The 26,965-nt window shown below is 71.2% G+C and carries 24 protein-coding genes; 15 read left to right on the forward strand and 9 right to left on the reverse strand.

Annotated elements, in window-relative coordinates:
- The first annotated feature begins 721 nt into the window (after positions 1 to 721).
- From L2C96_RS32675 to L2C96_RS32690, 4 genes are read left to right on the forward strand one after another with little or no spacing between them, the layout of a single operon-like run.
- Positions 722 to 1,429 carry an enoyl-CoA hydratase/isomerase family protein gene (locus L2C96_RS32675; protein ID WP_020416834.1) on the forward strand — a complete coding sequence of 236 codons (708 nt, stop codon included), beginning with the start codon at positions 722 to 724 and terminating at the stop codon, positions 1,427 to 1,429.
- The gene (locus tag L2C96_RS32680; RefSeq protein ID WP_020416835.1) at positions 1,426 to 2,913 is read left to right on the forward strand and encodes an AMP-binding protein; all 1,488 of its coding nucleotides are present in this window, start codon (positions 1,426 to 1,428) and stop codon (positions 2,911 to 2,913) included. Before L2C96_RS32675 ends, L2C96_RS32680 begins: the two co-directional genes overlap by 4 nt.
- A complete protein-coding gene (locus L2C96_RS32685; protein ID WP_020416836.1) occupies positions 2,904 to 3,545 on the forward strand; it encodes a TetR/AcrR family transcriptional regulator in 642 nt (213 codons plus the stop codon). The genes L2C96_RS32680 and L2C96_RS32685 overlap by 10 nt, the downstream gene beginning before the upstream one ends.
- A 43-nt stretch (positions 3,546 to 3,588) precedes the next feature.
- Positions 3,589 to 3,918: a hypothetical protein gene (locus tag L2C96_RS32690; protein ID WP_026153533.1), complete on the forward strand. Its 330-nt coding sequence runs from the start codon at positions 3,589 to 3,591 to the stop codon at positions 3,916 to 3,918.
- Between the two features lie 64 nt (positions 3,919 to 3,982).
- Here the strand turns inward: L2C96_RS32690 and L2C96_RS32695 are convergent, their stop codons facing one another.
- Positions 3,983 to 5,152: an acyl-CoA dehydrogenase family protein gene (locus tag L2C96_RS32695; protein WP_020416837.1), complete on the reverse strand. Its 1,170-nt coding sequence runs from the start codon at positions 5,150 to 5,152 to the stop codon at positions 3,983 to 3,985.
- A 33-nt stretch (positions 5,153 to 5,185) separates the two neighbouring features.
- Positions 5,186 to 6,031, reverse strand: coding sequence for an alpha/beta fold hydrolase (locus tag L2C96_RS32700; protein WP_020416838.1), 846 nt, complete (start codon positions 6,029 to 6,031; stop codon positions 5,186 to 5,188).
- Positions 6,032 to 6,098: 67 nt separating this feature from the next.
- On the opposite strand from L2C96_RS32700, the gene L2C96_RS32705 reads away from it, so the two are divergent.
- A complete protein-coding gene (locus L2C96_RS32705; RefSeq protein WP_020416839.1) occupies positions 6,099 to 6,803 on the forward strand; it encodes a 4'-phosphopantetheinyl transferase family protein in 705 nt (234 codons plus the stop codon).
- Here the strand turns inward: L2C96_RS32705 and L2C96_RS32710 are convergent.
- Positions 6,784 to 7,911 (reverse strand): isochorismate synthase, encoded by a 1,128-nt coding sequence (locus L2C96_RS32710; protein WP_020416840.1) that lies wholly within the window; start codon positions 7,909 to 7,911, stop codon positions 6,784 to 6,786. The two genes, L2C96_RS32705 and L2C96_RS32710, sit on opposite strands and share 20 nt — an antisense overlap.
- An 81-nt stretch (positions 7,912 to 7,992) precedes the next feature.
- Positions 7,993 to 8,304 (reverse strand): integration host factor, actinobacterial type, encoded by a 312-nt coding sequence (gene mihF, locus L2C96_RS32715; protein WP_026153534.1) that lies wholly within the window; start codon positions 8,302 to 8,304, stop codon positions 7,993 to 7,995.
- A 259-nt stretch (positions 8,305 to 8,563) separates the two neighbouring features.
- On the opposite strand from mihF, the gene L2C96_RS32720 reads away from it, so the two are divergent.
- The 7 genes from L2C96_RS32720 (at position 8,564) to L2C96_RS32750 (ending at position 16,573) form a co-directional block, all read left to right on the forward strand.
- A complete protein-coding gene (locus L2C96_RS32720) occupies positions 8,564 to 10,186 on the forward strand; it encodes a long-chain fatty acid--CoA ligase (RefSeq protein WP_237338954.1) in 1,623 nt (540 codons plus the stop codon).
- A 64-nt stretch (positions 10,187 to 10,250) separates the two neighbouring features.
- Positions 10,251 to 11,969: a TIGR03767 family metallophosphoesterase gene (locus tag L2C96_RS32725; protein WP_237338955.1), complete on the forward strand. Its 1,719-nt coding sequence runs from the start codon at positions 10,251 to 10,253 to the stop codon at positions 11,967 to 11,969.
- A 9-nt stretch (positions 11,970 to 11,978) separates the two neighbouring features.
- A complete protein-coding gene (locus L2C96_RS32730; protein WP_237338956.1) occupies positions 11,979 to 12,386 on the forward strand; it encodes a PaaI family thioesterase in 408 nt (135 codons plus the stop codon).
- Between the two features lie 39 nt (positions 12,387 to 12,425).
- Positions 12,426 to 13,607 carry a C39 family peptidase gene (locus tag L2C96_RS32735; RefSeq protein ID WP_237338957.1) on the forward strand — a complete coding sequence of 394 codons (1,182 nt, stop codon included), beginning with the start codon at positions 12,426 to 12,428 and terminating at the stop codon, positions 13,605 to 13,607.
- Between the two features lie 217 nt (positions 13,608 to 13,824).
- Positions 13,825 to 14,478: a TetR/AcrR family transcriptional regulator gene (locus L2C96_RS32740; RefSeq protein WP_027935681.1), complete on the forward strand. Its 654-nt coding sequence runs from the start codon at positions 13,825 to 13,827 to the stop codon at positions 14,476 to 14,478.
- 8 nt (positions 14,479 to 14,486) lie between these two features.
- Positions 14,487 to 15,389, forward strand: a complete 903-nt coding sequence (locus tag L2C96_RS32745; RefSeq protein WP_237338958.1) for an ABC transporter ATP-binding protein — start codon at positions 14,487 to 14,489, stop codon at positions 15,387 to 15,389.
- Positions 15,386 to 16,573 carry an ABC transporter permease gene (locus L2C96_RS32750; protein WP_020416847.1) on the forward strand — a complete coding sequence of 396 codons (1,188 nt, stop codon included), beginning with the start codon at positions 15,386 to 15,388 and terminating at the stop codon, positions 16,571 to 16,573. Before L2C96_RS32745 ends, L2C96_RS32750 begins: the two co-directional genes overlap by 4 nt.
- Before the next feature lie 65 nt (positions 16,574 to 16,638).
- On the opposite strand, the gene L2C96_RS32755 is transcribed toward L2C96_RS32750, so the two are convergent.
- Positions 16,639 to 17,346, reverse strand: coding sequence for a TetR/AcrR family transcriptional regulator (locus L2C96_RS32755; protein WP_237338959.1), 708 nt, complete (start codon positions 17,344 to 17,346; stop codon positions 16,639 to 16,641).
- Between the two features lie 191 nt (positions 17,347 to 17,537).
- Here L2C96_RS32755 and L2C96_RS32760 point away from each other — a divergent pair, with 191 nt between their 5' ends.
- Positions 17,538 to 18,644, forward strand: a complete 1,107-nt coding sequence (locus L2C96_RS32760) for an FAD-dependent monooxygenase (protein WP_237338960.1) — start codon at positions 17,538 to 17,540, stop codon at positions 18,642 to 18,644.
- A complete protein-coding gene (locus L2C96_RS32765) occupies positions 18,641 to 19,066 on the forward strand; it encodes a DUF6640 family protein (RefSeq protein ID WP_237338961.1) in 426 nt (141 codons plus the stop codon). The genes L2C96_RS32760 and L2C96_RS32765 overlap by 4 nt, the downstream gene beginning before the upstream one ends.
- On the opposite strand, the gene L2C96_RS32770 is transcribed toward L2C96_RS32765, so the two are convergent.
- Positions 19,059 to 20,393: a cryptochrome/photolyase family protein gene (locus L2C96_RS32770; RefSeq protein WP_308191199.1), complete on the reverse strand. Its 1,335-nt coding sequence runs from the start codon at positions 20,391 to 20,393 to the stop codon at positions 19,059 to 19,061. The two genes, L2C96_RS32765 and L2C96_RS32770, sit on opposite strands and share 8 nt — an antisense overlap.
- Positions 20,394 to 20,504: 111 nt before the next feature.
- Here L2C96_RS32770 and L2C96_RS32775 point away from each other — a divergent pair, with 111 nt between their 5' ends.
- Entirely contained in the window at positions 20,505 to 23,243 is a 2,739-nt protein-coding gene (locus tag L2C96_RS32775; RefSeq protein ID WP_237338962.1) for a type 1 periplasmic-binding domain-containing protein, read from the forward strand.
- A 648-nt stretch (positions 23,244 to 23,891) separates the two neighbouring features.
- Here the strand turns inward: L2C96_RS32775 and L2C96_RS32780 are convergent.
- The 3 genes from L2C96_RS32780 to L2C96_RS32790 all read right to left on the reverse strand — a co-directional run bounded on the left by L2C96_RS32780 (position 23,892) and on the right by L2C96_RS32790 (position 26,918).
- Complete coding sequence (locus L2C96_RS32780; protein WP_020416854.1) at positions 23,892 to 25,202, reverse strand: citrate synthase; 1,311 nt, start codon at positions 25,200 to 25,202, stop codon at positions 23,892 to 23,894.
- A gap of 193 nt (positions 25,203 to 25,395) precedes the next feature.
- Positions 25,396 to 26,316, reverse strand: a complete 921-nt coding sequence (locus L2C96_RS32785; RefSeq protein WP_237338963.1) for a carbohydrate kinase family protein — start codon at positions 26,314 to 26,316, stop codon at positions 25,396 to 25,398.
- Positions 26,313 to 26,918 (reverse strand): TetR/AcrR family transcriptional regulator, encoded by a 606-nt coding sequence (locus tag L2C96_RS32790; protein ID WP_020416856.1) that lies wholly within the window; start codon positions 26,916 to 26,918, stop codon positions 26,313 to 26,315. Before L2C96_RS32790 ends, L2C96_RS32785 begins: the two co-directional genes overlap by 4 nt.
- Positions 26,919 to 26,965: the final 47 nt, after the last annotated feature.

Genomic DNA, 26,965 nt, shown 5'->3' on the forward strand with positions numbered 1-26,965 from the left:
GAACACCCTTCACCCATCTCCACACACCACCCAGGGTTAGGACTTACTCATCTAGGGCCAGGGCAGAGCGTGAGGCGGCAGGAGCGGCCGCGATCGCACGAGCGGCACTCTCGTGACGCCACGAGAGGCACAGTCGTGCAGGGGCCAGGTGGTGGTGCGGGCCGGCCGCTGAACGCCGCTCGAGGGTTCAGGCGCAAGTGCAGCCAAAGAGGGCGAAGCCCGGTGGAAACCAGGCCCGACCGAAGACGGAGGCCCAGGCAGGAGCGGGCCAAGCGCAAGCCCTGCTCGCGGCAGAGCTGAAGCGTGAAGAGGCCCGGTCGGCAGCGAAACAAGCGGGACCACCGTCGGCGGAAGCAGGACCGGGCGAAGGAGCGGGACCACCTGCGGCCGAAGCAGGACCAGGCGGCGGAAGACCCGCCGAACGGCACCACCGAGCACCACCGCCGGGCAGCGCGCACGCCCGCGGACAACGAAGCCAAGCAGCCCCGCCAGCCAAAGCAGCGGAAGACCCGGACAGCAAAGCCATCCCCCCACCAGTAGCCGAGGGACGGAGAGCAAGGCCCTCCCACCACACCCACAGCCGAGGGACGAACAGCACAGCCCTCCCACCACGCCCACAGCGGAGGGACGCATCCCGCATCACCAGTCGCCGAGGCCCGAAGAGCAAAGCCACCCACCGCACCCATAGCCGATCGATCGATCGATCGCCTAAGCTCCTCCCATGACCTCGGTGGACCTCGAGATCGACGAAGGCGTCGCGCACATCTGGCTCAACCGGCCGGACCGCCTGAACGCCGTCGCGCCCGAACTTGTCGACGACCTGCTCACCGCGCTGGACCGGACGACCGGCACCAAAGCCGTCGTGCTCGGCGGGCGGGGGCGGGCCTTCTGCGCGGGCCACGACCTGAAGGAAAACCCCCAGGGCGACTCCCGTACACGCATCGAGCGCCTTCAGGAAGTCACCCGCCGGCTGCGCACCATCCCGCAGCCGGTCATCGCCGCCGTGCATGGGTACGCCATCGGCGCCGGGGCGGAGTTCGCGCTCGGCTGTGACCTCGTGCTCGCCGCCGAGGACGCCGTCTTCGCGTTCCCCGAGGCGAGCCTCGGCCTCAGCGTCACCGGCGCCGCGTCCCGCCTCCTGCCCCTCATCGTCGGGCCCCTCAAGGCGAAAGAGCTCCTCCTCCTCGGCGAGCGCGTCGACGCCCGCACCGCCCACGAGCTCGGCCTCGTCAACGCCGTCGTGCCGGACGTGCACGAGACGGCGCGCGACTGGGCCCGCCGCATCCCCGCCCACCCGGCCACCACCCTCGCCAAGCGCGCCCTCGACGCGGGCATCGACAGCGCCCTCGAACAGGCCCTCGAACTCGAGGTCAGCCACGCCCTGATCACCGAGCACCTGCCCGGCAACGCACTCGGCAGCCGCGCATGATCCCCGACGACCTGGTCGCCCTCACGAAACGCGCCGCGCGGAACTGGCCGGACAAAACCGCGTGGCTCTTCGACGAGACGGGCACCCGCTTCACCTTCGCCGACATCGACCGCGAAACCGACCGCCTCGCCGGCAGCCTCGCCGCGCTCGGCGTCAACCCCGGCGACCGCGTCGCCGTCATGCTCCGCAACGAGCCCGCCTTCCCCCTGCTCTGGCTCGCCCTCGCCAAACGCGGCGCCGTCCTCGTCCCCGTCAACACCAACTACCGCGAACTCGACGGCGCCCACGTCATCCGCCACTCCGGCGCCCGCCTCGCCATCGCCGCGCCGGAGTTCACCGACCTGCTCACCCGCATCGGCATCACCACCCGCACCCCGGACGACCTGCCCGCCGGCACGCCGCCCGAACACCACCCGGCCGCCGAGGCGCCCACCAACATCCAGTACACCTCCGGCACCACCGGCGCCCCCAAGGGCTGCGTCCTGCCGCACCGCTACTGGACCACCCTCGCCCGCAGCCTCGTCGACGACTTCCCCCACCTCACCGACGACGACACGATCCTCACCGCCCAGCCGTTCCACTACATTGATCCACAGTGGAACGTCGCGGCCGGCCTCGCCGCGGGCGCGACGCTCGTCGTGCTCGACCGCTTCCACCCCAGCACCTTCTGGGCGAAGGTCCGCGAACACGGCGTCACCTGGTTCTACTGCCTCGGCCTGATGCCGACGCTCCTGCTGCGCCAGCCGGAGCACCCGGACGACAAGAACCACCGCGTCCGCTCGGTCATGGCCTCGGCCATCCCCCGCGACCGGCACGCCGAACTCGAAGCCAGGTGGGGCGTGCCCTGGTACGAGGCGTTCGGCATGACCGAAACGGGCGGCGACATCCGCGACCGCCCCGAGGACCACCGGCCGGGCAGCGGCAGCATCGGCCGCCCCATCCGGGAGCGCGAGGTGGTGATCGCCGACGACGACGGCAAGCCGGTGCCCCGCGGCCGGACCGGGGAGCTGCTCATCCGCGGCGTCGGCCTCATGCACGGCTACCACGACGACCCCGAGGCGACCGCCCGCGCCTTCCGCGGCGGCTGGTTCCACACCGGCGACCTGGCCACAATGGACGCCGAGGGCCGGGTCCACTACGTGGGCCGCACGAAGGACATGATCCGCCGCAGCGGCGAGAACATCTCGGCCGACGAGGTCGAGCGCGCGCTCCTGCTGCACCCCGCCGTCGCGCTGGCGGCCGTCATCGCGGTGCCCGACGACCTGCGCGGGGAAGAAGTCAAAGCCTTCATCGTGCCTGCGAAGGACACCACCCCGGACGAGCTGGCCGAACACTGCGCGTCCCAGCTGGCCTACTTCAAGGTCCCGCGCTACTGGTCGCTCACCGCGGACCTGCCGCGCACCCCGTCGGAACGCATCGCGAAGGGCAAGCTCGCCGCCCTCGACACCCCGACCTACGACCGGGTGGCGGGCACATGGCTCTGACCACCGAGCAGCGCGTCCGCCGCGCCGCGGTCAAGCTGTTCGCCGCCAAGGGGTTCCACGGCACCGGCATCCGCGACCTGGCCCAGGCCGCCAAGATCTCCAGCGCGAGCCTCTACCACTACATGGGCACCAAGGAGGACCTGCTCGTCGACATCATGCGGGAGTGCCTCGACCGGCTCCTGCTGGCCGCGCGCCGGGCCCTGGACACCGTCGACGACCCGGCCGACGCGCTGTCCGCCCTGGTCACGCTGCACGTCATGGCCCACGCCGCCCAGCCGGACGAGACCCGCGTGGTGGACAACGAGGTCAGCGCCCTGTCCCGGGCCCCGCGGCGGCGGATCGTGGCGCTGCGGGACCAGTACGAGGCCATCTGGGCGGACACCATCGACAAGGGTGTCTCGGCGGGCGTGTTCGACGCCCCCGAACCGGCCGTGACCAGGCTCGCCCTGCTGGAGATGTGCACCGGCGTCGCCCGCTGGTACTCACCACGGGGTCCACTGCCGCTGGACCGCCTCGCCGCCCGATATGCCCAGCTCGCGCTGCGCATGCTGGGAAGCCCGGCGCTCCTCGGCGGCGACGGCGCCGAACGGGCACGCGAGGTCGCCGCTGAGGTGTGGCGCATACGGCCCTAGCTGGGGTCTTGCCGACTCGGCCGGGCTGAGGGACCCTCGAAGGGTGACTGAGCGAACGATCCAACTGGAATTGGATGAGCAGGGTCTCGCACTGGGCCTCCCTGCACCGTCCCACCCTCAGGATCATGTACACGATGTGCCCTACCGCCCCGTCCAGTTCCGTGACGACGACCTGCCCACCGCGCTCGAGCGCTGTGCGCACTGGCTCAGGTCGGCACAGGAGTGGCTGGGCGAGCCGGTGGATGTGGTCTCCATCCACCTCGACTACGACGACCGCGAAGGCGCGCCGTACTACGACCTGAAGCTCCTCTGCAACGAGGAGGACCTGGCCGGGGCGCCGCGCGCACTGCGGGACGCCGCCAACGAATCCTGAGTCAGTTGTCAGATCCCTCGGGGCCGCCTCCGGAACTTTCCGGGGGCGGCCCTGAGGGTTGTTCTCAACCCAGCGCGCCGCCGACCTTGACGTGCCCCTTCAACAGGTTCCGGGCGATGGTGCGGCGCTGGATCTCGTCCGTGCCCTCGTAGATGCGCAGCAGGCGCAGCTCGCGGTACCACCGCTCGATCGGCAGCTCCCGCGTGTAACCCATGCCACCGTGGATCTGCAGCACGCGGTCGACGATCTCGTTGGCCTTGATGCCGCCGTACAGCTTCGCGATCGACTGCGCGTGGCGGGAGTCCATTCCGGAATCGACCTGCCAGGCCGCGTGCAGCACCAGCCAGCGCAGCGCTTCCAGCTCCACACCGGAGTCCGCGATCATCCACTGGATGGCCTGCCGGGTCGCGATCGGCGCCCCGAACGTCTCACGCGTGTTGGCGTGCTCGATCGCCATCGAAATCAGCCGCTCGCAGGACCCGATCGCGCGAGCCGGCAGCAGGTAGCGGCCGCGGCCGATCCACTGCATCGCCAGCGCGAAGCCCTGGCCCTCCTCGCCGAGGATCTGGCTCTCCGGGACGCGCACGTTGTCGAACACCAGCGACGCCGGGCCCCACTCGCCCATGGTGTCGATCGGCTCGGACTTCCAGCCCATGTCGCGGTCGACGAGGAAGCAGGTGACGCCGCCGCCCGCCCCCTTCTCCGGGTCGGTCACGGCGAACACCATCACGAAGTCGGCCTCGTTGCCGCCGGTGATGAACGTCTTCTCGCCGTTGATGATCCAGTCCGCGCCGTCCTTGCGGGCCGAGGTGCGGATGTTCTTCGCGTCGGAGCCGGCGCCCGGCTCGGTGATCGCGAAGCACGACTTGCGCTCGCCGGAGATCGTCGGGAGCAGGTAGCGCTCCTTCTGCTCCTCGTTGGCGTGGAACAGGATGTTGTCCGCCGCGCCGCCGAAGCGGAAGGGCACGAAGGTGCGGCCGAGTTCGGCCTCCAGCAGCGCGGTCATCACGGCCGACAGGCCCATGCCGCCGTACTCCTCCGGGGTCTGCACGCCCCAGAAGCCGGACTCCTTCGCCTTGAGCTGCAGCGCGGTCAGCTCGTCCGAGGTGAGGCCGGGTTCGCCGCGGCGTTCGCGGCGCAGCACCTCCTGTTCGAGCGGCATCAGCTCACGCTGCACGAACGTGCGCACCCAGTCGCGCACTTCCCGCTCTTCGGTGCTCAAGCTGAAGTCCATCGTCGGCCCTCCTACTAAGCGCTTGCTTACCTGTCAGGCTAGCGCACGCGGCTCGTTCCCGGAATGGCGTTCGGCGAGGAACCCACGCAGCGCGGCCGTGACCCGGTCCGGCCGTTCGACCGGCGGGAGGTGACCGGTGTCCGGCAGGTCGAGCCGCCGAGCTCCGGCGATACCCGCGCTGAGCAGGCCGGACACCTCCTGGATCTCCGGCACGTCGAGGAGGCCGTTGACCACCAGCGTGGGCGCCACCACCTCGGCCAGCCGGCCGGCCGGGCCCGGTTCCAAATGGCGTTCGGTCCGCTGCGGCCCGCTCCAGGTCCGCTGGAAGACGCCGCGGAGCATGTCGAGGACGAGTTCGGACGGTTCCGGCACCAGGAACCGCGCCTGGGCCAGCGCCATCGCCTCGACGTCGGCCGGGTCGGGCGCCCGGGTCCGCGCCGCGTAGGCGCGCAGCCGCTCGGCCGGCACCGCGCTGTGCACCTCGCGCGCGGCGCGGGCGCGCATCGACTCCGGCCACTCACGGCCGGACAGCCCCGAGCAGATCAGCACCAGCCCGCTGACCCGGTCGGGCGCCGCGAGCGCGGCCTCCAGCGCGTACGACCCACCCATCGAGCAGCCGACCAGGGCCGCCCGGCCGACGCCGAGCGCGTCCATCAGCCCGAGGAGGTCCTCGTAGTGGCAGTGGTCGCCGACGGCGTCGCTGGAGTCGCCGAAGCCGCGCTGGTCGTAGCGGATCACCCGGTGGGTGTCGGCGAGCCCGTCGAACTGGGCGGCCCACATGCGCCGGTCGGCCGCTCCGGCGTGCACAAAGACCACCGGCGAGCCCGCGCCGGCCTCGTCGTAGGCCAGGTCTGCCCCGTTGACGTGAACCAGGTTCATGACGGCCAACGTAGGAGGATCATCCGCTGTTCGCGCCCGTGTTCGCGCACCGCGTAGGTTTGGGGGCGTGATCGAGTGTGCGGTGTGGTGGGCGGTGCCGCTGCCGAACGAGCCCGGGTACCTCGACCTGCTGGACGACGTGGAGCGCGGACGGCACGCCGGCTACCGCAAGGAGATCGACCAGCGGCGGTTCCTCACCGGGCGGGTGCTGGCCAAGACGGTCGCCGCCGAGCTGCTCGGTCGCGCGCCCCACGAGGTGTCCTTCGACGCGACCTGCGACGACTGCGGCAAGCCCCACGGCAGGCCGCGGGTGCCAGGCGCCGGGTTCGACCTGTCCATCTCGCACTCCGGCGAGCGGATCGGGGTGGCCGTGACCAGCGGCGTTCCGGTGGGCCTGGACGTCGAGACGGCCACCCGCCGCGCCGAGGACTCGCTGATCGCCTACGCGCTGAACGAGACGGAGGTCGCCGCGCTGGACGGCCTGACCGGCGCCGAGCGGGTGGCCGCGTTCTTCCGGTACTGGACCGGCAAGGAGGCGCTGATGAAGGCCACCGGGCGCGGGCTGCGGATCCCGCTGCAGAGCATCACGCTGGCCGGTCCGGACGAACCGCCCCGGCTGCTCTCCTCGACCGACCCGGCATTGGACCCGGCGCGCGCCCGGCTGGCCGACCTGGACCCGGGCGAGGGCTACCGGGCGGCGATCGCCGTGCTGAGCGACGACGAGTTGAAGGTCACCGAGCGCTGGTGGAGCCCTACAGCTCCAACCCCATAGCGCGCAGCAGCGTCTGGAACTTCGCGGACGTCTCGTCCAGCTCGGCCTTCGGGTCGGACGCGGGCACGATGCCCCCGCCGGCGTACAGCCGCAGCCGCGACGAGGACACCTCGGCGCAGCGGATCGACACCGCCCACTCGCCGTCGCCGTTGGCGTCCATCCAACCGACGGTTCCGGCGTAGTACCCGCGGTCGAACGGCTCCAGCTCGCCGACCAGCTGCCGCGCGTCCTCGGTGGGCGAGCCGCAGATGGCGGGCGTCGGGTGCAGCGCGCCGGCCAGGTGCAGCGCCGTCACGTCCGGGTCGGTCAGCTCGCCCGTCACCATGGTGCTCAGGTGCCACATCGTGGGCGTCGACACGAGCGACGGGGTCCGCGGCACGTGCAGGTCGCGGCAGAACGGCCGCAGCGTCTCGACGATCGCCTCGGTCAGGACCGCGTGCTCGACGTGGTCCTTGCGCGAGGCCGCCAGCCGTTCGGCGTTCTCCCGGTCGGTGGCCGGGTCGGCCGAGCGCGGCGCGGACCCGGCGTGCGGGTGCGACACGACGCGCCGGCCGCTGCGGGACAGCAGCAGCTCCGGCGTCGCGCCGATGAGGGACCGCCCGCCGGGCAGGGCCGCGGCGAACGTGTAGCCGTGCGGGTTGTCCTTGACCAGGTTGTGCAGCACGGCCTTGACCGGCACCTCGCCGGAGAACTCCAGGTCGAGGGCGCGCGCGAGCACGACCTTGCGCATACCGCGATCGGACAGGGCCCGGACGGCGCGGGCGACCGCCTCCGCGTGGTCGACCGGTTCGGGCACGGCCCGGACGACGTCCGGACCGTCGACGGTCATCCGCGGCAGGTCAGCGGCCGCGGGGTGCGCCGGGGCGGCCACCTGGACCGCCTCGGGCACGACGAGGTGCCCGGGCGTCGCGGTGGTGTCGAAGGGCAGGACACCGACCGCGAGCGACCCCGGGGTCCCGGCCAGAGCGGCCGGGACCGCGTCACCGAGTGCCGGCACATCGGTGCCGGTGAAGGTCAGCCGGGAGCCGGACCCGAAGATCGTGTGCCGTGAGGTGGCGAAGTAGAAGTCGCCTGGCGTGTACTCCTCGAGCGTCTCCCTGGCATCCACACCCCCATTGTGCTCCCGCTCAGGCAGCGGCGAGCGGAAGTGTCACGGGCGCAACACTTCGCCGCCGACCTGCGGAAACGGTTACTTGAGGGCGTCGATCAGCGCCGCGCGCTGGCGCTCGCCGAGTCCGCCGGCCCGCCGGTCCGGGTCGATCCCGGCCTTCTCCAGCAGCGCGGCGACCTTGACGGCGCCGAGCCCGGGAACCGCCTTCAGCAGCTGGGTGACCTTGGTCTTGCCGATCGTCTTGTCGTCCTTGGCCTTCGACAGCACCGTGTCGATCGACTGCTGACCGGACTTGATCGACGCGAGCAGCTCGGAGCGAGCCTTCCGGGCCTCGGCCGCCTTGGCCAGGGCCTCCGCACGCTGCTCCGGGGTCAACGTGGGCAGAGCCAACGTAGTAGTCCTTCCGTGTGTCGGATATCCGCTCTCGCGGCGACGGCTGGCACCCAGCGAGGTGCTTGCTCGTGCAAGCGCTGGCCAGGCCGTCTGGTCCACGCGCCCAGTAAACGCCACCTGGGCTGATGCCGCGACACCGACACGCGAGGAAACCCCCGGTCGGGGCGGGGGCGATCAGTCCTGGCAACAGGCGGTGTCTTCCACTTAGAGTGACCGCAACACGTTCAACGCCGAACTTCACCGCGCGGGAGTGCCCATGCTGAGCACGATGCAGGACGGACAGCTTTCCCTTGCCAACCTGCTGCAACACGGAAGCCGGGTGCATGCCACCAGTCAGGTGACGACCTGGACCGACCAGGGGCCCCGCCGCGAGTCGTACGCGGATCTGGGTCGTAACGCTGCGCGACTGGCGAATGCGCTCCGTAGTCTGGGTGTAACCGGCGATCAGCGGGTCGGCACGTTCATGTGGAACAACGCCGAGCACCTGGCGGCCTACTTCGCGATCCCCGCGATGGGCGCCGTGCTGCACACCCTCAACATCCGGCTGTTCCCCGAGCAGCTGACCTTCGTCGCGAACCACGCCGAGGACCACGTCGTGATCGTGGACGGCTCGCTCGTCCCGCTGCTGGCCAAGCAGCTGCCGGAGCTGAAGACCGTCCGGCACGTGATCGTGGCCAACGGCGACCCGGCGACGCTGCAGGCCCCGGACGGCGTCGAGGTGCACTCCTACGACGCACTGCTGGCCGCACAGCCGGACACCTTCGACTGGCCGGAGATCGACGAGCGCTCCGCGGCCGCGATGTGCTACACGTCGGGCACGACCGGTGACCCGAAGGGCGTCGTCTACTCGCACCGCTCGATCTGGCTGCACTCGATGCAGGTCTGCATGACCGACAGCATGCAGCTCTCGCCCGCCGACAACGCGCTGGTCATCGTGCCGATGTTCCACGCGATGTCGTGGGGCCTGCCGTACGCGGCGTTCATGGTCGGCGCCTCGCTGGTCATGCCGGACCGGTTCCTGCAGCCGGGTCCGCTCGCGCAGATCCTCGCCTCGGAGAAGCCGACGTTCGCCGGCGCGGTCCCGACGATCTGGCAGGGCCTGCTGCAGCAGCTGGAGGCCCAGCCGCAGGACATCTCGCACCTGCGTGAGGTGGTCGTCGGCGGGTCGGCGTGCCCGCCCGCGCTGATGCACACCTTCGAGGAGCGCTACGGCGTGCCGATCCTGCACGCGTGGGGCATGACCGAGACGTCCCCGCTGGGCAGCGTGGCCCGGCCGCCCGCGGGCGCGACCGGCGAGGAGGCCTGGAAGTACCGGTACACGCAGGGCCGCTTCCCCGCGTCGGTGCGCGCGCGGCTCATCGACGACAACGGCAACGAGCAGCCGTGGGACAACGAGAGCGTGGGCGAGCTGGAGGTCGCCGGGCCGTGGATCGCCGGCGCCTACCACGGCGGCGCGGACCCGGAGAAGTTCCACGACGGCTGGCTGCGCACCGGTGACGTGGGCAAGATCAGCCCGGACGGCTACCTGACCCTGACCGACCGCGCGAAGGACGTCATCAAGTCCGGCGGCGAGTGGATCTCCTCGGTCGACCTGGAGAACACGGTGATGAGCCACCCGGCGGTCGCCGAGGCCGCGGTGGTCGGCGTGCCGGACGAGAAGTGGGACGAGCGGCCGCTGGTCGCGGTCGTGGTCCGGGAGGGCCAGAGCGTGACCGCCGAGGAGCTGCGTGAGTTCCTGTCCGACAAGGTCGCGAAGTGGCAGCTGCCGGAGCACTGGACGTTCATCGACGAGGTGCCCAAGACCAGCGTCGGCAAGTTCGACAAGAAGCGGCTGCGGGCCTTCCACTCGCAGGGCAAGCTGGACGTGACGCACTTCTGACGTTCACCGGGAGGCCACCCGCGTCTGCTTCGATGCGGGTGGCCTTCGCACATCTGGGGGATGCATGGGAATCAGCAGGCGGCACGTGCTGGCGGCGACCGGTGCGGCCGGGCTCGGGATCGTCGTCGGCGCACCGTCGGCGCAGGCGATCGACCGGGCGCTGCGGGAAAGCAGCCGGCGCGCGGTCGGCACGGCCGGCACCACGCTGGAGAGCGTGGCCACCCCGCTGGACGGCGCCGCGGCGTACACGCGACTGACCGGCGGGCCGGGCTGGCCGCTGGTGGTGCGCGAGGACCTGGCGGCGGGCAAGGCGGGCCGGGACGATCGGCGCACGGCGCTCACCGCGTTCGTCCAGTTCACCGACCTGCACATCACCGACTCCGAATCGCCGGCGCGGTTCGAGTACCTGCACCCGCTGATCGGGTCCGCCCACCGTCCACAGGAGACACTGGGTTCGGTGGCCACGGCCGCGCTCGTGGACCGGGTGAACAGCCTGCGGCAGGGGCCGTTCACCGGGCGGCCGCTGGACTTCGTGATGACCACCGGCGACAACACGGACAACCACGAGCACCTCGAACTCGGCTGGTTCCTGGGCGTGCTGGGCGGCGGCGAGGTCACCCCGAACTCCGGCGACCCGGGCGCCTACGAGGGCGTGCAGGCCTCCGGCGACCCGCTGTACTGGAACCCGGACCGCCGCCTGGACGGCGACTGGTCGGCGTTCCCGGTGCTGCCCGGCATCCTGACCGCAGGCACGCGCACGTTCACCTCGGCGGGACTCGACGTGCCCTGGTACTGCACGTTCGGCAACCACGACGACAGCATCGTCGGCAGCCTGCCCGACCTGCCGGGGATGGCGCACTGGTACACCGGCCGCTACAAGGTGATCGGCAAGGACTCCGGGACCGCGGAGAAGCTGGCGCGGGCCATCCGGACGCCGGGGGCGAGCGTGCCGGTCACCGAGCTGTTCGGCGGCAGCGGCACGATCCGCGAGATCACGCCGGACGAGCGGCGACGGCCGTTCACCACCGCCGAGTTCGTGCAGGCGCACCTCGATCCCGCCAACACCGGGCCCGGTCCGCAAGGCCACGGCTTCACCGGCAGCAACGCCGACGGCCTGGACGTCTACTACACGTTCCGCATCGCCCCGGGCATCACCGGCATCAGCCTGGACACCACCACGCTCGCCGGGTTCGCGGACGGTTCGATCGGGCTCGGGCAGTACCTGTGGGTCGAGCGGACGCTCAAGCGCGGCAGCTCGGTCCACTACGACTTCTGGGGCAACCGCGTCACCCGGCCGGTCACCGACGAGCTGTTCATCCTGTTCAGCCACCACACCTCGGACACTATGGGCAACGTCCTGCCCGACGCCCGCCACCCGCTGGAGCCGCGCCTGACCGGGGACGCGTTCGTCGCGCTCCTGCACCGGTTCCCGAACGTGCTCGCGTGGGTCAACGGGCACACGCACGAAAACCGCATCACGCCGCGGCCGGGCGCGACCCCCGCGCAGGGGTTCTGGGAGATCAACACCGCGTCCCACGTCGACTTCCCGCAGCACGCGCGGGTGATCGAGGTGGCGGACAACGCCGACGGCACGTTGTCGCTGTTCACCACCCTGATCGAGGCGCAGGCGCCGTACTCGGCCGACTACGGCGACACCTCGCCGGCCGCGCTGGCGTCGCTGTACCGGGAGCTGGCGTTCAACGACCTGCACGCCGACCCGGCCCGCACCGGCGCGGCGGCCGACCACAACACGGAGTTGTTGCTGGTCCACCCCTTGCGGTAGGAACGGATCATGACTCAGCTCGACGAGGCCGGGACGGCGTTGTTCCACCAGTCGATGCCGTTCTCCGAGCGGCTCGGCATCGAGGTCCTGGAGCACTCGAAGGACGTCGTGCAGGCGCGGCTCGCCTGGGACGCCACCCTCTGCACGATCGGCGGCGTGCTGCACGGCGGCGCCCTGATGGCGCTGGCCGACTCGACCGGCGCGGTGTGCGCGTTCCTCAACCTGCCCGAAGGCGCGCAGGGCACCTCGACCATCGAGTCGAAGACGAACTTCCTGCGCGGGGTGCGTGAGGGGCACGTGACCGCGACCGCCCGCCCGCTGCACGCGGGCCGCAAGGTGATCGTGGTGGAGACCGAGCTGCACGACGACGCCGGGAAGCTCGTCGCGAAGGTGACGCAGTCGCAATCAGTCCTTTGACTGGTTTACACCACCGGCGGCGGCGGGGAGAATTCCCGGATGACCCGCGCCCTGCTCGCCGTGCTGGCCGCCGCCATGATGGCGACGGTGACCGTGCAACCCGCGTCCGCTGCCCCCGGCCGGGCCGACGAGGCCGTCGACTACCACGAGTGGACGCCGGCAGGCCCGTTCGCGCCCGCAGGCACCGAGCCGTACGAGGGCCGGGACTACGAGCGGGCACAGTGGACCTCGCCGTTCCACGCGCCCGGGTTCGACGCGACCGAGCTGATCGCGTCGTGGAACGCGCAGACGCCGCCGGGCACCTGGATCCAGGTCGAGGCGCAGGCGCGCACCGCGACGGGCGCGGAGACCGCGTGGTACGTGATGGGCCGGTGGGCCGCGGGCGACGGTGACATCAAGCGGACGAGTGTGGACGGCCAGGACGACGCGCACGCGCAGGTCTCGGTCGACACGCTCGTGATGAAGCCCGGCGTGCTGCTGCGCTCGTACCGGCTGCGGGTCTCGCTCTACCGCGCGCCGGGCACGCGCGCCTCGGCCACGGTGGGCGCGGTCGGCGCGATGACGTCCAACGTGCCGGACCGGTTCGAGGTGCCGGTTTCCCGGCCGGGCAAGGCCTCCGGCATCGAGCTGCCGGTCCCGGCGTACGCGCAGAACATCCACAAGGGACACTTCCCGGAGTACGGCGGCGGCGGGGAGAGCTGGTGCAGCCCGACCTCCACCGAGATGGTCGTCGAGTACTGGGGCAGGCGGCCGCGCGAGGAGGACATGACCTGGATCCCGGCCGACTACCCGGACCGGACGGTCGACTACGCGGCCCGGCACACCTACGACCACTCCTACGAGGGCACCGGCAACTGGCCGTTCAACACCGCGTACGCGGCGACCTTCGGCCTGCGCGGGCACGTCACGCGCCTGCACTCGCTGACCGAGCTGGAGGACTACATCGCCCGGGGCATCCCGGTGATCACGTCCCAGTCGTTCCGGGCCGACGAACTGGACGGCGCGGGTTACGGCACCGCGGGGCACATCATGGTCGTCGTCGGGTTCACGGCGGACGGCGACGTCATCGCCAACGACCCGGCCGCGAACAGCAACGCGAACGTGCGCACGATCTACCCGCGGGCCCAGTTCGAGAACATCTGGCAGCGCACCAAGCGGCACACCGAGGACGGCTCCGTCGCGAGCGGCCCCGGCGGCGTCGTCTACCTGATCACCCCGTGACGCCGCGAACGGGGACATCGAGGTCAGAGCGCTTACTGGTAACTGGTGAACCCGTTCGGGTCACGGCGGTGACCTCGTCCGCGATCGTCTAATATCGCCCGCCTACAAAAGGCACCGCGCCTCACACCGGATTTCCCGATACCCTCGGTACCGGTGGGGGCAACGAACCACGAGGCATGGTGGTCAACAATGGCGGCAACGGGCTGCAGTGCGACAGATGGACGATGAGAGTCGCGCTGTGATCGGCGAGGCCCGGCCCTCCAGCGCGCTCGCGAACGCCCGCGGACGTCCCACGGCGGCACGCGTGTCCGACGACGTCCTGCTCGACGCGGCGCGCCGGTGCGTCCTCGCCTCCGGGCTGCGGCGCACCACGCTGGCCGAGATCGCGCGCACGGCGAAGGTCAGCCGGATGACGCTCTACCGGCGGTTCCCGGACGTGCGCAGCGTGCTGTCCGCGCTGATGACCCGCGAGTTCGGCGCGCTGCTGCACCAGGCGACGGTGAGCGGGGCCGACGCCCCGACCGCCCGCGCGCGCCTGGTGCGCAGTTCGGTGACCGCGGTGCGGCTGCTCAACGCAGATCCGCTCATGCGCACGGTCCTCGACGTCGACACCGCGCTGGTGGTGCCCTACGTCCTGGAACGGCTCGGCGGCACCCAGCGGCTCGGCGAGAAGTTCATCGTCGCGCTGCTGGAGGCCGGGCACCGGGACGGCTCGATCCGGCGCGCGGCCACGGCCGTGCAGGCGCGGTCGGTCCTGCTCGTGGTCCAGTCGTTCGTGCTGTCGCTGCGGCCGGCCACCGCGGACGTCGCGGCCGAGGCGCTGCTCGGCGAACTGGCCCACCACCTCAACGCGGCCCTGCGGCCGCTGTGACCCCAGAGATGCCCGCACCGGCACTGAAAATTGACCGGTTGTCCAAACGCTACGGATCGGTGGTTGCCCTCGACGGGATCTCCTTCGAGGTCGCACCGGGTGAGCTGTTCGGGTTCGTCGGCAGCAACGGCGCCGGCAAGACCACGACGATGCGCATCGTGCTGGGCGTGCTCGCGGCGGACAGCGGCGCGGTGCGGTTCGGCGGGGAGCCGGTCACGCACGCCACCCGGACGCGCATCGGGTACATGCCGGAGGAACGGGGCCTGTACCCGAAGATGCGGGTGCTCGACCAGCTCGTGTACCTCGCTGAGCTGCACGGGCTGGACAACACGCGGGCGCACCAGGCGGCGGAGGGCTGGATCGAGCGGCTCGGGTTGCGTGAGCGGCGCCGGGACGAGGTGCAGAAGCTCAGCCTCGGCAACCAGCAGCGGGTGCAGCTGGCGGCCGCGCTCGTGCACGACCCGGCGGTGCTGGTGCTGGACGAGCCGTTCTCCGGGCTGGACCCGATTGCGGTCGACGTGATGAGCGAGGTGCTGCGCGAGAAGGCGGCGACCGGGGTGCCGGTGGTGTTCTCCAGTCACCAGCTGGATCTGGTCGAGCGGCTGTGCGACCGCGTCGGGATCATCCAAAAGGGACGGGTGGTGGCGTGCGGGACGGTGGCGGAGCTGACTTCCGCGGCGCTGCTGGTCGTGTCCGCGCCGGACGCGCCGTGCGGCTGGGCCGGGCAGCTGGCCGGGGTGCGGGTGGTGGCCGACGAGCCGGGGCGGACCGTGCTGGAGCTGGATCCCGGGGTGGACGACCAGCGGGTGCTGGCGGCCGCGCTCGCGACGGGCGTGGTGCGAGAATTCCGGTGGCGGCGGCCGAGCCTGGCCGAGCTGTTCCGGAACGTGGTCACGGGGAGCGGGGAATGACGGTCTCACCCATCAAGGGTGTCGTCCTGGTCGCGCGGCGGGAGCTGAACACCCGCCTGCGCACGCGGTCGTTCGTGGTCGGGACCTTGGTGATCCTGCTGGTGATCGGCGGGTACCTGCTGCTGCAGGCGACGCTGATCAAGGGCGCGGACACGTCGAAGGTCGGGCTGACCGGGCAGGCCACGGCCGTCGCGGAGCAGCTGCGGGAGGCGGCCGAGGCGGCAGGCGCGCACGTCGAGACGGTGCCGGTGGCGAACCCGGAGCAGGGCGAGCAACAGGTGCGCGACGGCGACCTGGACGCGCTGGTGTCCGGCAGCGCGGCCGATCTGCGCGTGGTGGTGAAGGCGGAGCTGGACCAGCAGCTGCGGGCGTTGCTGAACGGGATCGCGCAGCAGCAGGTGCTGAACGCGAAGCTGCTGGAGGCCGACCTCGATCCGGCGCAGGTGATGCGCGAGGTGGGGCAGGCGCAGGTCCGGCTGACCGAGCTGGAGCCCCGCGACGCCGACAGCGGCCAGCGGCTCGCGATCGGGCTGGTGATCGTGTTCCTGATGTTCTTCGGCATCCAGGCCTACGGTGGCATGGTCGCGCAGGGCGTGGTCGAGGAGAAGGCCAGCCGGGTTGTCGAGATCCTGCTGTCGACGCTGCGGCCGTGGCAGCTGATGCTGGGCAAGGTGATCGGGCTCGGGCTGGTCGGCCTGGTGCAGCTGCTGATCCTGGCGGTGGCCGGGCTCGCGATGGCCGTCGGGAGCGGTGCCGTGACGCTGGGCGGGGTCGCGATCGGCACGGTCGCCTGGGGGCTGCTGTGGTACCTGCTGGGCTTCTTCCTGTACGCGACGGTCTACGCCGCGGCCGGCTCGCTGGTGTCGCGGCAGGAGGACACCGCGTCCGTGGTGACGCCCGTGAGCATGACGCTGATGGTCGGGTTCGTGGCCGGGTTCAACGTGCTGATCCAGGACCCGGATTCCACGGGCGCCCAGGTGCTGTCGCTGATCCCGGTGTTCTCGCCGATCCTGATGCCGGGCCGGATCGCCGCCGGGGTGGCCGCGTCGTGGGAGGTGGCGGCGGCACTGGCGCTGACCGTCGTGTTCGGCGCGCTGCTGACCTGGGTGAGCGGCCGGGTGTACCGCAACGCGGTGCTGCACACCGGCAGCCGCGTGCGGTTGCGCACGGCGCTGCGGATGTAGGTTCTGTTTCATGAGCGGCGGAGCCGCTTGCGGTGGGCCGTCAGGCAGGTCACGTCCAAAACACCCTAGGCGCCGAACTCCAAATTGAGGATCGTGGCGAGGTCGCGCAGGCAGTCCTCGAACACCGGCTCCAGGTCGGAGAAGGCGAAGTCGAGCTGGTGCAGCACTTCCATGCACAGCAGGCCGTACAGCCGGATCCAGCAGGACAGGAAGACGTGCGCGGCCGCGGGCGGCAGCTGTCCGTCGATGGCGGCCGAGTAGGCGGTCAGCTGCTCGCGCAGTGACGCGGGCAGCTCGGCCAGGTCGGGCACCGGGAACGGCCGGGTCCGCCACTGCTCGGCCACCAGGTCCAGCAGCACCTGCTCGAACCGCTGCCCGGCCTGGTGGCGCGGCGACTCCCGGTCGGACGGCGGGATCGGGCTGGCGAAGATCCACCCGAACTCGGCCGGGTGCGCGATCGCCCAGGCCCGCATGGCCCGGCAGGCCGCGAGGATCCGCTCGCCGGCCGGGGCGTCCGCGCGGGCGTCCCTGGCCTCCTCCATGGCCGTGGTCAGCTCACGGAAGAAGTCGGCGGTCACCGCACTGACCAGCTCCTCGTGACCGGCGTAGTAGTGGTACAGCGCCGGGCCGCTCATGCCCACCTTCCGGGCGACCGCGTTGATCGTCACCGCGGACGACCCCTGCTCGACCAGCAGCGCGCGTGCCGCCGCGTGGATCTCCGCCAGCGTGGACCGGCGCAGCTTCTCCCGCCTACTGCTCGTGCCTGCGGGCATCGTCACCCCTCTCGTCACTCCGTTGACATCCTAGAGCATCTATGTTCACTTAATACCTCTAAGCCAACTTAGAAGCGATAAGGAGAACCGATGAACTGGTGGTGGGCGGCGGTCGCGTTCGTGCTGCTGACGACGGCCGTGTGGTGGCGCAGGTCCAGGACCGTGCACCTGCGGCGGGCGGAGTCCGGGCGGTGAAGGCGACCATCGTGGGCGGCGGCATCGGCGGGCTGGCCGCGGCCGTCGCCTTCCACCGGCGCGGCTGGCAGGTCGAGGTGCTGGAACGGGCGCCCGAGTTCTCGGAGATCGGCGCGGGACTGTCGATCCAGCCCAACGGTCTCCGCGCGCTGGACGAGATCGGGCTCGGCGACGCGGTGCGCGCCGGCGGACTGGCGGACCCGCCCGCGGGCATCCGCCGCGCGGACGGGAACTGGCTGGTCCGCAACGACGTCGGCGACCTGCGGCGCCGGTTCGGGCCGTGGGTTGTCGTGCACCGCGCCGCGCTGGTCGACCTGCTCGTCGCGGCCCTGCCGGCCGACGCACTGCGGCCCGGCGCCGAGGTGCACACCGTGCGCGCCGACGGTTCAGTAGTCCACAGTGGAGGAACCTCGACCGCGGATGTGGTGGTGGGCGCCGATGGCGTGCGCAGCGTGACGCGGCGGTCGCTCTGGCCGGACCACCCCGGGCCGCGCTACGTCGGGTACACCACCTGGCGGTTCATCGCCCCGCCGCACCCGGTGGACGGGAGCGTGGAGATCTGGGGCCGCGGCGAGCGGTTCGGGCACGTGCCGATGCCCGACGGCCGCGTCTACTGCTACCTGATGGCGAACGCCGAGGCCGGCTCCCGCACCGGCCTGGCCGCGCTGCGCGACCGGTTCGCGCACTGGCACGCGCCGGTTCCCGCGCTGCTGGACTCGGTTTCGGCCGACGCAGTCCTGCAGCACGACACGCACGAGCTGCCGGAACTGCCCACGTTCGTCCGCGGCCGGGTCGCGCTCCTCGGCGACGCCGCGCACGCCATGACCCCCAACCTCGGGCAGGGCGCGTGCCAGGCGCTCGAAGACGCGGTCACCCTCGCGACCACAGTGGACAGTCGGGGTGTCGGCGCGGGACTGGCCGAGTACGACCGGATCCGGCGGCCGCGCACGCGGATGATCGTGCGCCGTTCCCTGCAAGCCGGCGCGCCCGCGCACTGGGCGGCTCCGCTGGCGGCGGTGCGTGACGTGGCTCTGCCGCGGCTGCCGGCGGCGCTCTTCGGGCGCTCCATCACGCCCGCCTACGTCTGGGAGCCGGCCCGATGACCCTCCCCCGCGTCCTGATCGCCGTGGTCGGTGTGGTCACCACGGTCAGCGCCGTGCTCGCCGACCTGGTCATCCCCGGCTTGGCGGCGCAACACGCGTTCAACCCGGCCTGGCCACCGCACGCCAAGTTCCACGACGCCCAGTACCTGGTCATGACGGTGCTGCTCGGCGTCATCGGCTTGGTGCTCGCGCGCCGGAACACGCGCGGCGGGTTGTGGTGCGCCGCCGCCGTCCTGGCCACGCCCTGGCTCGGCATGGTCGGCGCGCTCGCCTTCCCCGGCACCGCCACATACGACCCGGAGTTCGCCGACCGGACGCTGTTCGTGCTCGGGTTGCACGGGCAGGTCTTCCTGGCGATCGTCCTGCTCCTGGTCCTGCTCGCCGCGGCCGTCCTCGCGGCACGCGCCGAGCCGGCTAGGTGATGGCGTTGAAGCGGTCCAGCGCGACCTTGCGTTCCTGCGCGTGGTCGACCATCGGGGCCGGGTAGTCCTTCGGCGGGTGCGGCAGCTTCCACGGCTGGTGCACGGCCTTGCCGGGGATCTCACGCAGCTCCGGGACGTACTTGCGCACGTAGGCGCCGTCCGGGTCGAACTTCTCGCCCTGTCTGGTGGGGTTGAAGACGCGGAAGAACGGCGCCGGGTCGGTGCCGGTGCCCGCGACCCACTGCCAGTTCAGCTGGTTGGACGCCAGGTCGCCGTCCACGAGGTGGTTCATGAAGTGCCGGGCGCCCAGCCACCACGGCTGGTGCAGGTCCTTGACCAGGAAGCTCGCGACGATCATCCGGACGCGGTTGTGCATCCAGCCCTCGGCGAGCAGCTGCCGCATCCCCGCGTCGACGATCGGGTACCCGGTGCGGCCGTCGCGCCAGCGGTCGAAGGACTCCTGGTCGGTGTCGTACGCCAGTTTGTCGAAGCGCTCGTCGTAGTTCTCGCGCGCGGTTTCCGGGCGGTGGTGGAGCACGTCGGCGTAGAACTCGCGCCAGGCCAGTTCGCTGCGCAGCGATTCGGCGTCCTTGCCGTGCCGCGTGTCGAGGTCTGCCAGGACGGTGCGCGGGTGGATGCAGCCCCAGCGCAGGTACGGCGAGAGGCGCGTGGTGGCCGGCCGGTCCGGGCGGTCGCGGTCGGTCGCGTAGCCGTCCAAGCCGCCGTCGAGGAACTTCTCCCACACCTCGTGCGCGGCGGCTTCACCCGGTCGCGGCAGGGTCATCGAGCCGAGGTCGGGTTTCTCGGGGAGGCGGAAGGGTTTCTCCGGTTCGATCCAGTCCACTGTGGAGCCGGGGGCGGGGGCACGCCGGCCGTGCCGGCACCAGGCGCGGTAGAACGCGCTGAAGACCCGGTAGGGCTCGCCGTCGGGTTTCGTGATGCGCCCCGGGGTGACCGCGTAGGCCGAACCGCACTCCACCCACTCGATCTCCCCCAGCGCGTCGGCCACCGCCCGGTCGCGGCGGCTCCCGTACGGCGCCGTGTCGGTGCTGACGTGCACGCTTTCCGCACCGATCGACCGCGCCACCCGGGGCACCTCGCGGACCGGGTCGCCGCGCACCACCATCAACCGCCCGTCCAGGCTCTCCGCCAGCGCCTCCAGGCACCCGTACAGGAACGCCTGCCGTGGCTTGCCCGCCGGTTTCAACAGCGCGTCGTCGAGCACGTACAGCGCGAGCACCCGTGAGGCGCGTGCGCTCGCGCTCACCAGCGCGGGCAGATCGGCGAGCCGCAAATCGCGCCGAAACCATAACAAGGCGGTACTCACGGCCTCCGACTCTAGGCGATCCGGGGTAATCCGGCTCAGCGACTACTCGATCGGGAACGCCGGTGACCCTGCGTACGTCTAGATCATGTGCGGCAGACACCGGAGAACCCCGTGTTCGAGGGCGCCCATGCCCTGGTCGACCTCGTCAGGACGCTGTACCGGCGCCCGGGTCTGAGCAGGCGGGACCCGGAGCTGCGCATCCGCGGCGACGTGCCGCTCCCCCTGGTCTGCCTGCTGCGCAAGCCGGGCTCGGCGAAGTTCCTGCCGCGGCTGGGCGCTCAGCTGGACGTCGAACTCCGGCAGGTCCCGCACGCCTACCTCGACGCGAACGCGGTGCGCAACCCGGCGGTCCTGCCGCTGCTGGAGGAGCTGCACGACCGCCTCGGCGCGGACGCGTTCGGCCGCGGTCACCTCAAGCACTTCGACCACTACCGGCTCGCGACCTGGCTGACCGAGCGCTCCCTGCCACGCGCGGAGGGCAAGGGCGACCGGCCGATCGTGCGGCTGCTGCGCGACTGGACCGGGCAGCGCGGGCCGGGTGGCGCGGACGCGGCGGTCGACCACGTGCCGGCCGGTGGGTGGAGCAAGGTCGCGCTGAGCGTGCTGTGGTGGATCCTGCGGTACTTCGGGTTCCGGTGGGGCCGTCACCGCGTGCCCGGGCTTGGCCGGGAGAGCCGCTGGTTCATGCGCCAGCCGTTCATGGTCCCGCGCCACTCGGCGGACTTCCTCGGGTTCGCCGAGCGCCTGACCCGGGACCGGCTCGGATCGGAGAACCCCGAGCAGCTCAAGAAACTGCTCGTGCACGCGTTCCTGCAGGATCTGCGCGAGGCGTACCGCCGACGGAAGCTGCGGTTCCTGCCGCGGCGGCGGGGCTGGCGGCGCACGGCGTACGTGACCGTGCTGCTCGACAACGTCACCGAGGCCAACGGCGGCTGGGAACTGCTCCGGCTGATCAACGAGGTGCGCAACGAAACGGGCGACCTGGACCCGCTGCTGATCATCACCGCGAGCGACGAACGCCCGCCGCCGGCCGCGGAGTCGGTCGCGGGGGCCGAGCCGGCCGCCCGCGCCACCCGGGCGTGGTCGACGTGGAAGCACCGGCTGCCGGGCCGGCGGCAGATGCTGGCCGGCGACGCGCGGTACCTGTTCATCGACCTGCCCAAGCCGTCGGTGACGATCACCCCGGAGGACGCCGGCGTGTGGGAGGACCGGCAGGCCGGGCCGGTCACGCCGCCGTGGATCGCGCGTCGCGGGGTGCTCGAACTGGCTGTGGCGGCGCTGTTGGTGGTGAGCCTCGCGCCGACCGCGGTGCAGGTGAACGAGTACTGGGGCGCGCACTGCTCGTTCTTCCGGGCGGGGTTGTCCTCGGGCGTGGCCACGAAGGTCGTGGACGCGCAGTGCGTCGGCTACAGCGACAACGCGCGCCAGGTCTTCGGGGAGAACGAACGTCTGCGGCAGGCGCAGTTGCTGGTGTTCGCGGAGAACGCGAAGGCCGAGGAGCTGCACCGCGCCAACCCGGGACGCGCGTACGTGAGCCTGGTGTACCTGGCGGGGCTGACGAACAACGAGCACTCGCCGGCGACCGCCCACGCCGTCGCCGAGGAACTGGAAGGCGTGGTGATCCGGCAGCGTGAGCAGAACGACCCGTCGTCGAGCGTGAAGCCGCTGCTGCGGGTGGTCGTGGCCAACGGCGGGACCGGGATGTCGGCCGCGGACGTGGTGACCCGGGACATGCTGGTCCCGTTGATCGAGGGCGATCCGCGGATCCTCGGGGTGCTCGGGTTCGACCGGAGCGTCGCGCAGACCGAGCAGGCGATCGCGGAGCTGGGTGCCCACGGGATTTCGGCGCTGGGCACGACGTTGACGGCGGTGGGGCTGGCGGAGCGGTCGCCGCTGTACTTCCAGCTGGTGCCGGACAACACCCAGCAGGCCGAGTTGCTGGCCGGGTACGCGCGGTACGTGGGTGCGCCGAAGGTGACGATCTACCACCCGCCGCTGGATCCGGGGAACAGCTATGTGAGCACGCTGGTCGAGGTGGTGCGGCAGCGGTTGGCCGGGATCGAGGTGGCGAGCCAGGGCTGGACCACGAGTGTCGGGTCGTTGCCGTCGCTGTGCCGGGATTCGGCCGATCGGAGCAGCGAAATCGTGTTCTACGCGGGGCGGGAGACCGAGTTCGGTGATTTCCTGCGCACGGTGCGGAGCAATTGTGCCGAGCCGCGGAAACTGCCGCGAATCGTCGCCGACGACGCGGTGTCTCGGTTCGTGGCGCACGCGCCGGACCGGAATCGCAGCGAGCTGAACGGGATTCCCGTCTCCTACGTCGGGATGGGCAGCCCGGTGGTGCTCGGCGGGCAGGCGTGCGTGGACGGACGGCCCGGGGCGCTGCCCGGTGGCGGGCCCGCGCTGGACGCGTTCTGCGCCGGCTACGCCGATCTGTTGCGGGACTTGCGGAAGCTGCCCCCGGAGGAGGCGCCGACGACGCCGTGGGCCGGGGAGCGGGTGGGCGGCCTCTACGACGCGGCCGGGTTCTTCCTGGACGCGGCCCGGCGGTTGCCGCTCCTCGGGGGCGGCGCGGGGGCTTCCGGCGCTTCGGGCGCTTCCGTTGCGGTGGCCCCGAACCGGGCGGCGGTGGCGCAGCAGTTCCGCGAGATGACCTTCCAGGGCGCGACCGGGGAGATCAGTTTCGCGAGGTCCCGGATCGCGAACGACCGGAGCCTGGCGATCCTGACGATCGCGAACATCTCCCGGCTCGACGGCCCGGACGGCGTGCCCACGTGCGCATACCTGGTGGGCAAGCTGTACAGCGAAAACGAGCCCCGCGAGGCGAATGGGTGCCCGGCGGCGAGGTGAGGGGTTCTTTTGCGGGGGTAGCTCGGGTTGGGGCGGGGTGCTCGGGCTGGGGCGGGGTGCTCGGGTTGGCGGGGTCGAGTTGGCGAGTGGCGGGCTGCTCGGTTGGCGGGGTGCTCGATTGGCCCGGTGCTCGGGCTGGCGGGGTACCCGGAAACGGGTCGCCTGCGGGGTGCTCGGGTTGGGGCGGGGTGCTCGGTTGGCCGGTTGAGCGCGGTGTCCGGCGGGCGGGATGACGGCGAGGTACTGACTTGGCCGGATGGCTCGATGCTCGCTCGGCGGGGTGATGGCGCGGCGCTCGGCTGGCCGGCTGGCGGGGTGCTCGGTTGGCCGGGTGCCCCGGCCGGCGGGGTGCTCGATTGGCGGCGTGCGCGCGTTTCTCTGGTTGGCGGTTCCCCGGGCCGGTGCGTCGCTCGGGTTGGCGGGTTGCACGGATGTGCTCCGGCGGGCACGGCTCGGGACCCTGCGCGCGGTATCCGGCGGGCGAGATGACCACTCGCAGCCGTACCAAACGAACACTCGCGCGAGAACACCACTCACATGAGATGGCCACCGGTAGCCGCATCAATGGGCCAACCGCGCCAATACGCCTCCCGGAAAACAAGAACGGCGCGCCCCGCCAGGGACGCGCCGTCAGGGAACGCAGCAGAGTCAGCGCTCGGAGATCGCGGTGTACTCGCGCTCCTTCTCGCCGATGTAGATCTGCCTCGGGCGGCCGATCTTCGTCTGCGGGTCGTTGATCATCTCGCGCCAGTGCGCGATCCAGCCGGGCAGCCGGCCGAGCGCGAACAGCACCGTGAAGAACTGCGTCGGGAACCCGAGCGCGCGGTAGATCAACCCGGTGTAGAAGTCGACGTTCGGGTAGAGCTTGCGCTCGATGAAGTAGTCGTCCGAGAGCGCGGTCTCCTCGAGGCGCTTCGCGATGTCCAGGAGCTCGTCGTTCGGCGCGAGCTTGCCCAGGATCTGGTCCGCGGTGCGCTTGATGATCTTGGCGCGCGGGTCGTAGTTCTTGTACACCCGGTGGCCGAAGCCCATCAGGCGCACGCCCTTTTCCTTGTTCTTCACGCGGTTGACGAAGTTCGCCACGTCACCGCCCTCGGCCTTGATGCCGTTCAGCATCTCCAGCACCGCACTGTTGGCGCCACCGTGCAGCGGCCCGAACAGCGCCATGATCCCGGCCGAAATGCTCGCGAACAGGTTCGCCTCGGACGAACCGACCAGCCGCACCGTCGACGTGGAGCAGTTCTGCTCGTGGTCGGCGTGCAGGATGAACAGCAGGTCCAGCGCCTTGGCGACCTCGGGGTCGACCTCGTACGGCTCGGCGGGCAGGCCGAACGTCATCCGCAGGAAGTTCTCCACCAGGCCCAGCGAGTTGTCCGGGTACAGGAACGGCTGGCCGATGGACTTCTTGTAGGCGTACGCCGCCAGCGTCGGCACCTTGGCCAGCAGCCGGACGGTGGACAGCTCCACGTTCGGTTCGTCGAACGGGTTGAGCGAGTCCTGGTAGAAGGTGGACAGCGCGGACACCGCGGAGGACAGCACCGGCATCGGGTGCGCGTCACGCGGGAAGCCGTCGAAGAAGCGCTTGAGGTCCTCGTGCAGCAGGGTGTGCCGGTTGATCTTCTGGGTGAAGTCGTCCAGCTGCGCCTGGGTCGGCAGGTTGCCGTAGATCAGCAGGTAGGAGACCTCGAGGAAGCTGGAGCGCTCGGCCAGCTGCTCGATGGGGTAGCCGCGGTAGCGGAGGATCCCGGCGTCACCGTCGATGTAGGTGATGGCCGAGGAACACGACCCGGTGTTGACGAACCCCGGGTCGTACGTGATGTACCCGGTCGACGCCAGCAGCTTCCCCAGCTCGATGCCGGGAGCACCCTCGACGGCATTGACAACCTTCAGCTCGTGCTCGCCAGTCGGTAGGCGCAGCGATACGGTGCCGCCACCGGTCGCCGCAGTCGCGTCGGACATGCAGGTCGTCCCTCTCACGGTCACACGGGCCGGCAGCTCCTGCAGGTCACACAGGCAGCTTCGTGAACGCGCGTGACCGGAAATCGTCCGCGCACACCGCCCCGCTGGGGTATTAATTCTCCCATTACGCTAGTCGAACAACGGGCCTTCGCGCAGCCATTGTGTTACCTAGAGCAAACCGTTGGGATCAGGTTCACACCATCTCGGCCGCGGTGGGCGGCTCGGCGCCACTCCGCGAGACGGTGATGGACGCAGCCCTGGCCGCGAAAGTCAAGGCCTCGCGCCAGCCGGACTCACCCAGATCCGTGAGCGTGCCCACATTCCGATCGTGCAGCCACGACAGCAGCGCGCCCTGCACCGTGTCGCCGGCGCCGATCGTGTCCACCAGTTGCGCGGGCGCGGACGGTACCGAAACGGTCACGGATCCGGTGTGGACGGCCAGACCGTCGCCGCCGCGGGTCAGGACGACGGCGTCGACCCCGGCGTCCAGCCACGACTTGATCGCCGCGTCCAGCCCGGCGGCGCCGGCCAGCCACTCGCCGTCGTCGTCGGACAGCTTCAGCAGGCGCACGTCCGGCAGCCACGAGGTGAACCGGCGGCGGTAGCCGTCGGCGTCGGCGATGAGGTCGGCCCGGATGTTCGGGTCCAGCGCGGTCAGCACCCCGCGGGCGGCTTCGCGGCGCAGCACCGTCTCGTAACTGGTGGCGCCGGGCTCCAGGACCATGCCGAGCGTGCCCAGGCACAGCACGGTGACGTCCTCGGGCAGCGGGCCCGGGTCGGCGACGAGCCGGTCGGCCGTGCCCTCGGTGTAGAAGGTGTAGCTCGCCGACCCGTTCGGCGCGAGCGCCACCACGGCGAGGGTCGTGTTCTCCGGACCCTCCTGCACCATCGATATGTCGACGTTCGACGCCGTCAGCCGGTCCCGCAGGGCCTGGCCGAAGCGGTCGGTCGAGATCCGGGACAGGAACGCGGTCGGCGTGCCGAGCCGCCCGGCCGCGAGGGCCACGTTGTACGGGCCGCCGCCGAGGCGCGGCACCAGGGACGTCAGGCCGTCGTTCGTCTTCTCGGCACCCGGCACCAGGTCGACCAGCGCCTCACCACCCACCACGATCACGGGCGAGATGCTAGCCCGCCGAGCAACAGTTCGGACAACGCCGTGAAGGCCTCCGCGTCCGACACCCCGGTCCGCGAGCCGACCACCCCGGTCTGGATGGCCTCGACGAGCACCGCGGCCATCTCCGCGATGAGCGTCGCGTGCACGTCCCGGAACACCCCGTCCGCGACGCCCTTGGCGATGAACGACCGGATCTTCGCCGCCGCGGCCCTGCTGTTCAGCTCGTAGGCCGCGCGCGCCGGGGCGAAGTCGTTGATGTCCCGCATGAACGCCGGGGACGCCCGGTTCAGGTACTCGGCGATGCCGCTGAGGTAGACGCCGATGATCTCGCGCGCGTCCTCGATGCCGGCGGTCCGCTCGTCGAGCAGGTCGGCGGCGCCCTTGAAGTAGTGCGCCACGACGCGGACGGCGAGCTGTTCCTTGCTCGGCGCCAGCGCGTACAGCGTCGACTTCGAGCAGTGCGTCTTCGCGGCCAGGTCGTCGAGCGTGAAGTGGACGAAGCCCTCGACCAGGAACAACTCCTCCAGCTCGGCGAGCAGCGCCCGCTGCCGGGCGGTCAGCGCCTTGCCGCCCGGGGGTCGTAGCGCCTCGCGACTGGTCATCGGACCACCGTATGTGCTGTACTGGAGACGATTACAGAGTACTGTTT

Source organism: Amycolatopsis tucumanensis, from assembly GCF_021654135.1.
Lineage (GTDB): Bacteria > Actinomycetota > Actinomycetes > Mycobacteriales > Pseudonocardiaceae > Amycolatopsis_E > Amycolatopsis_E tucumanensis.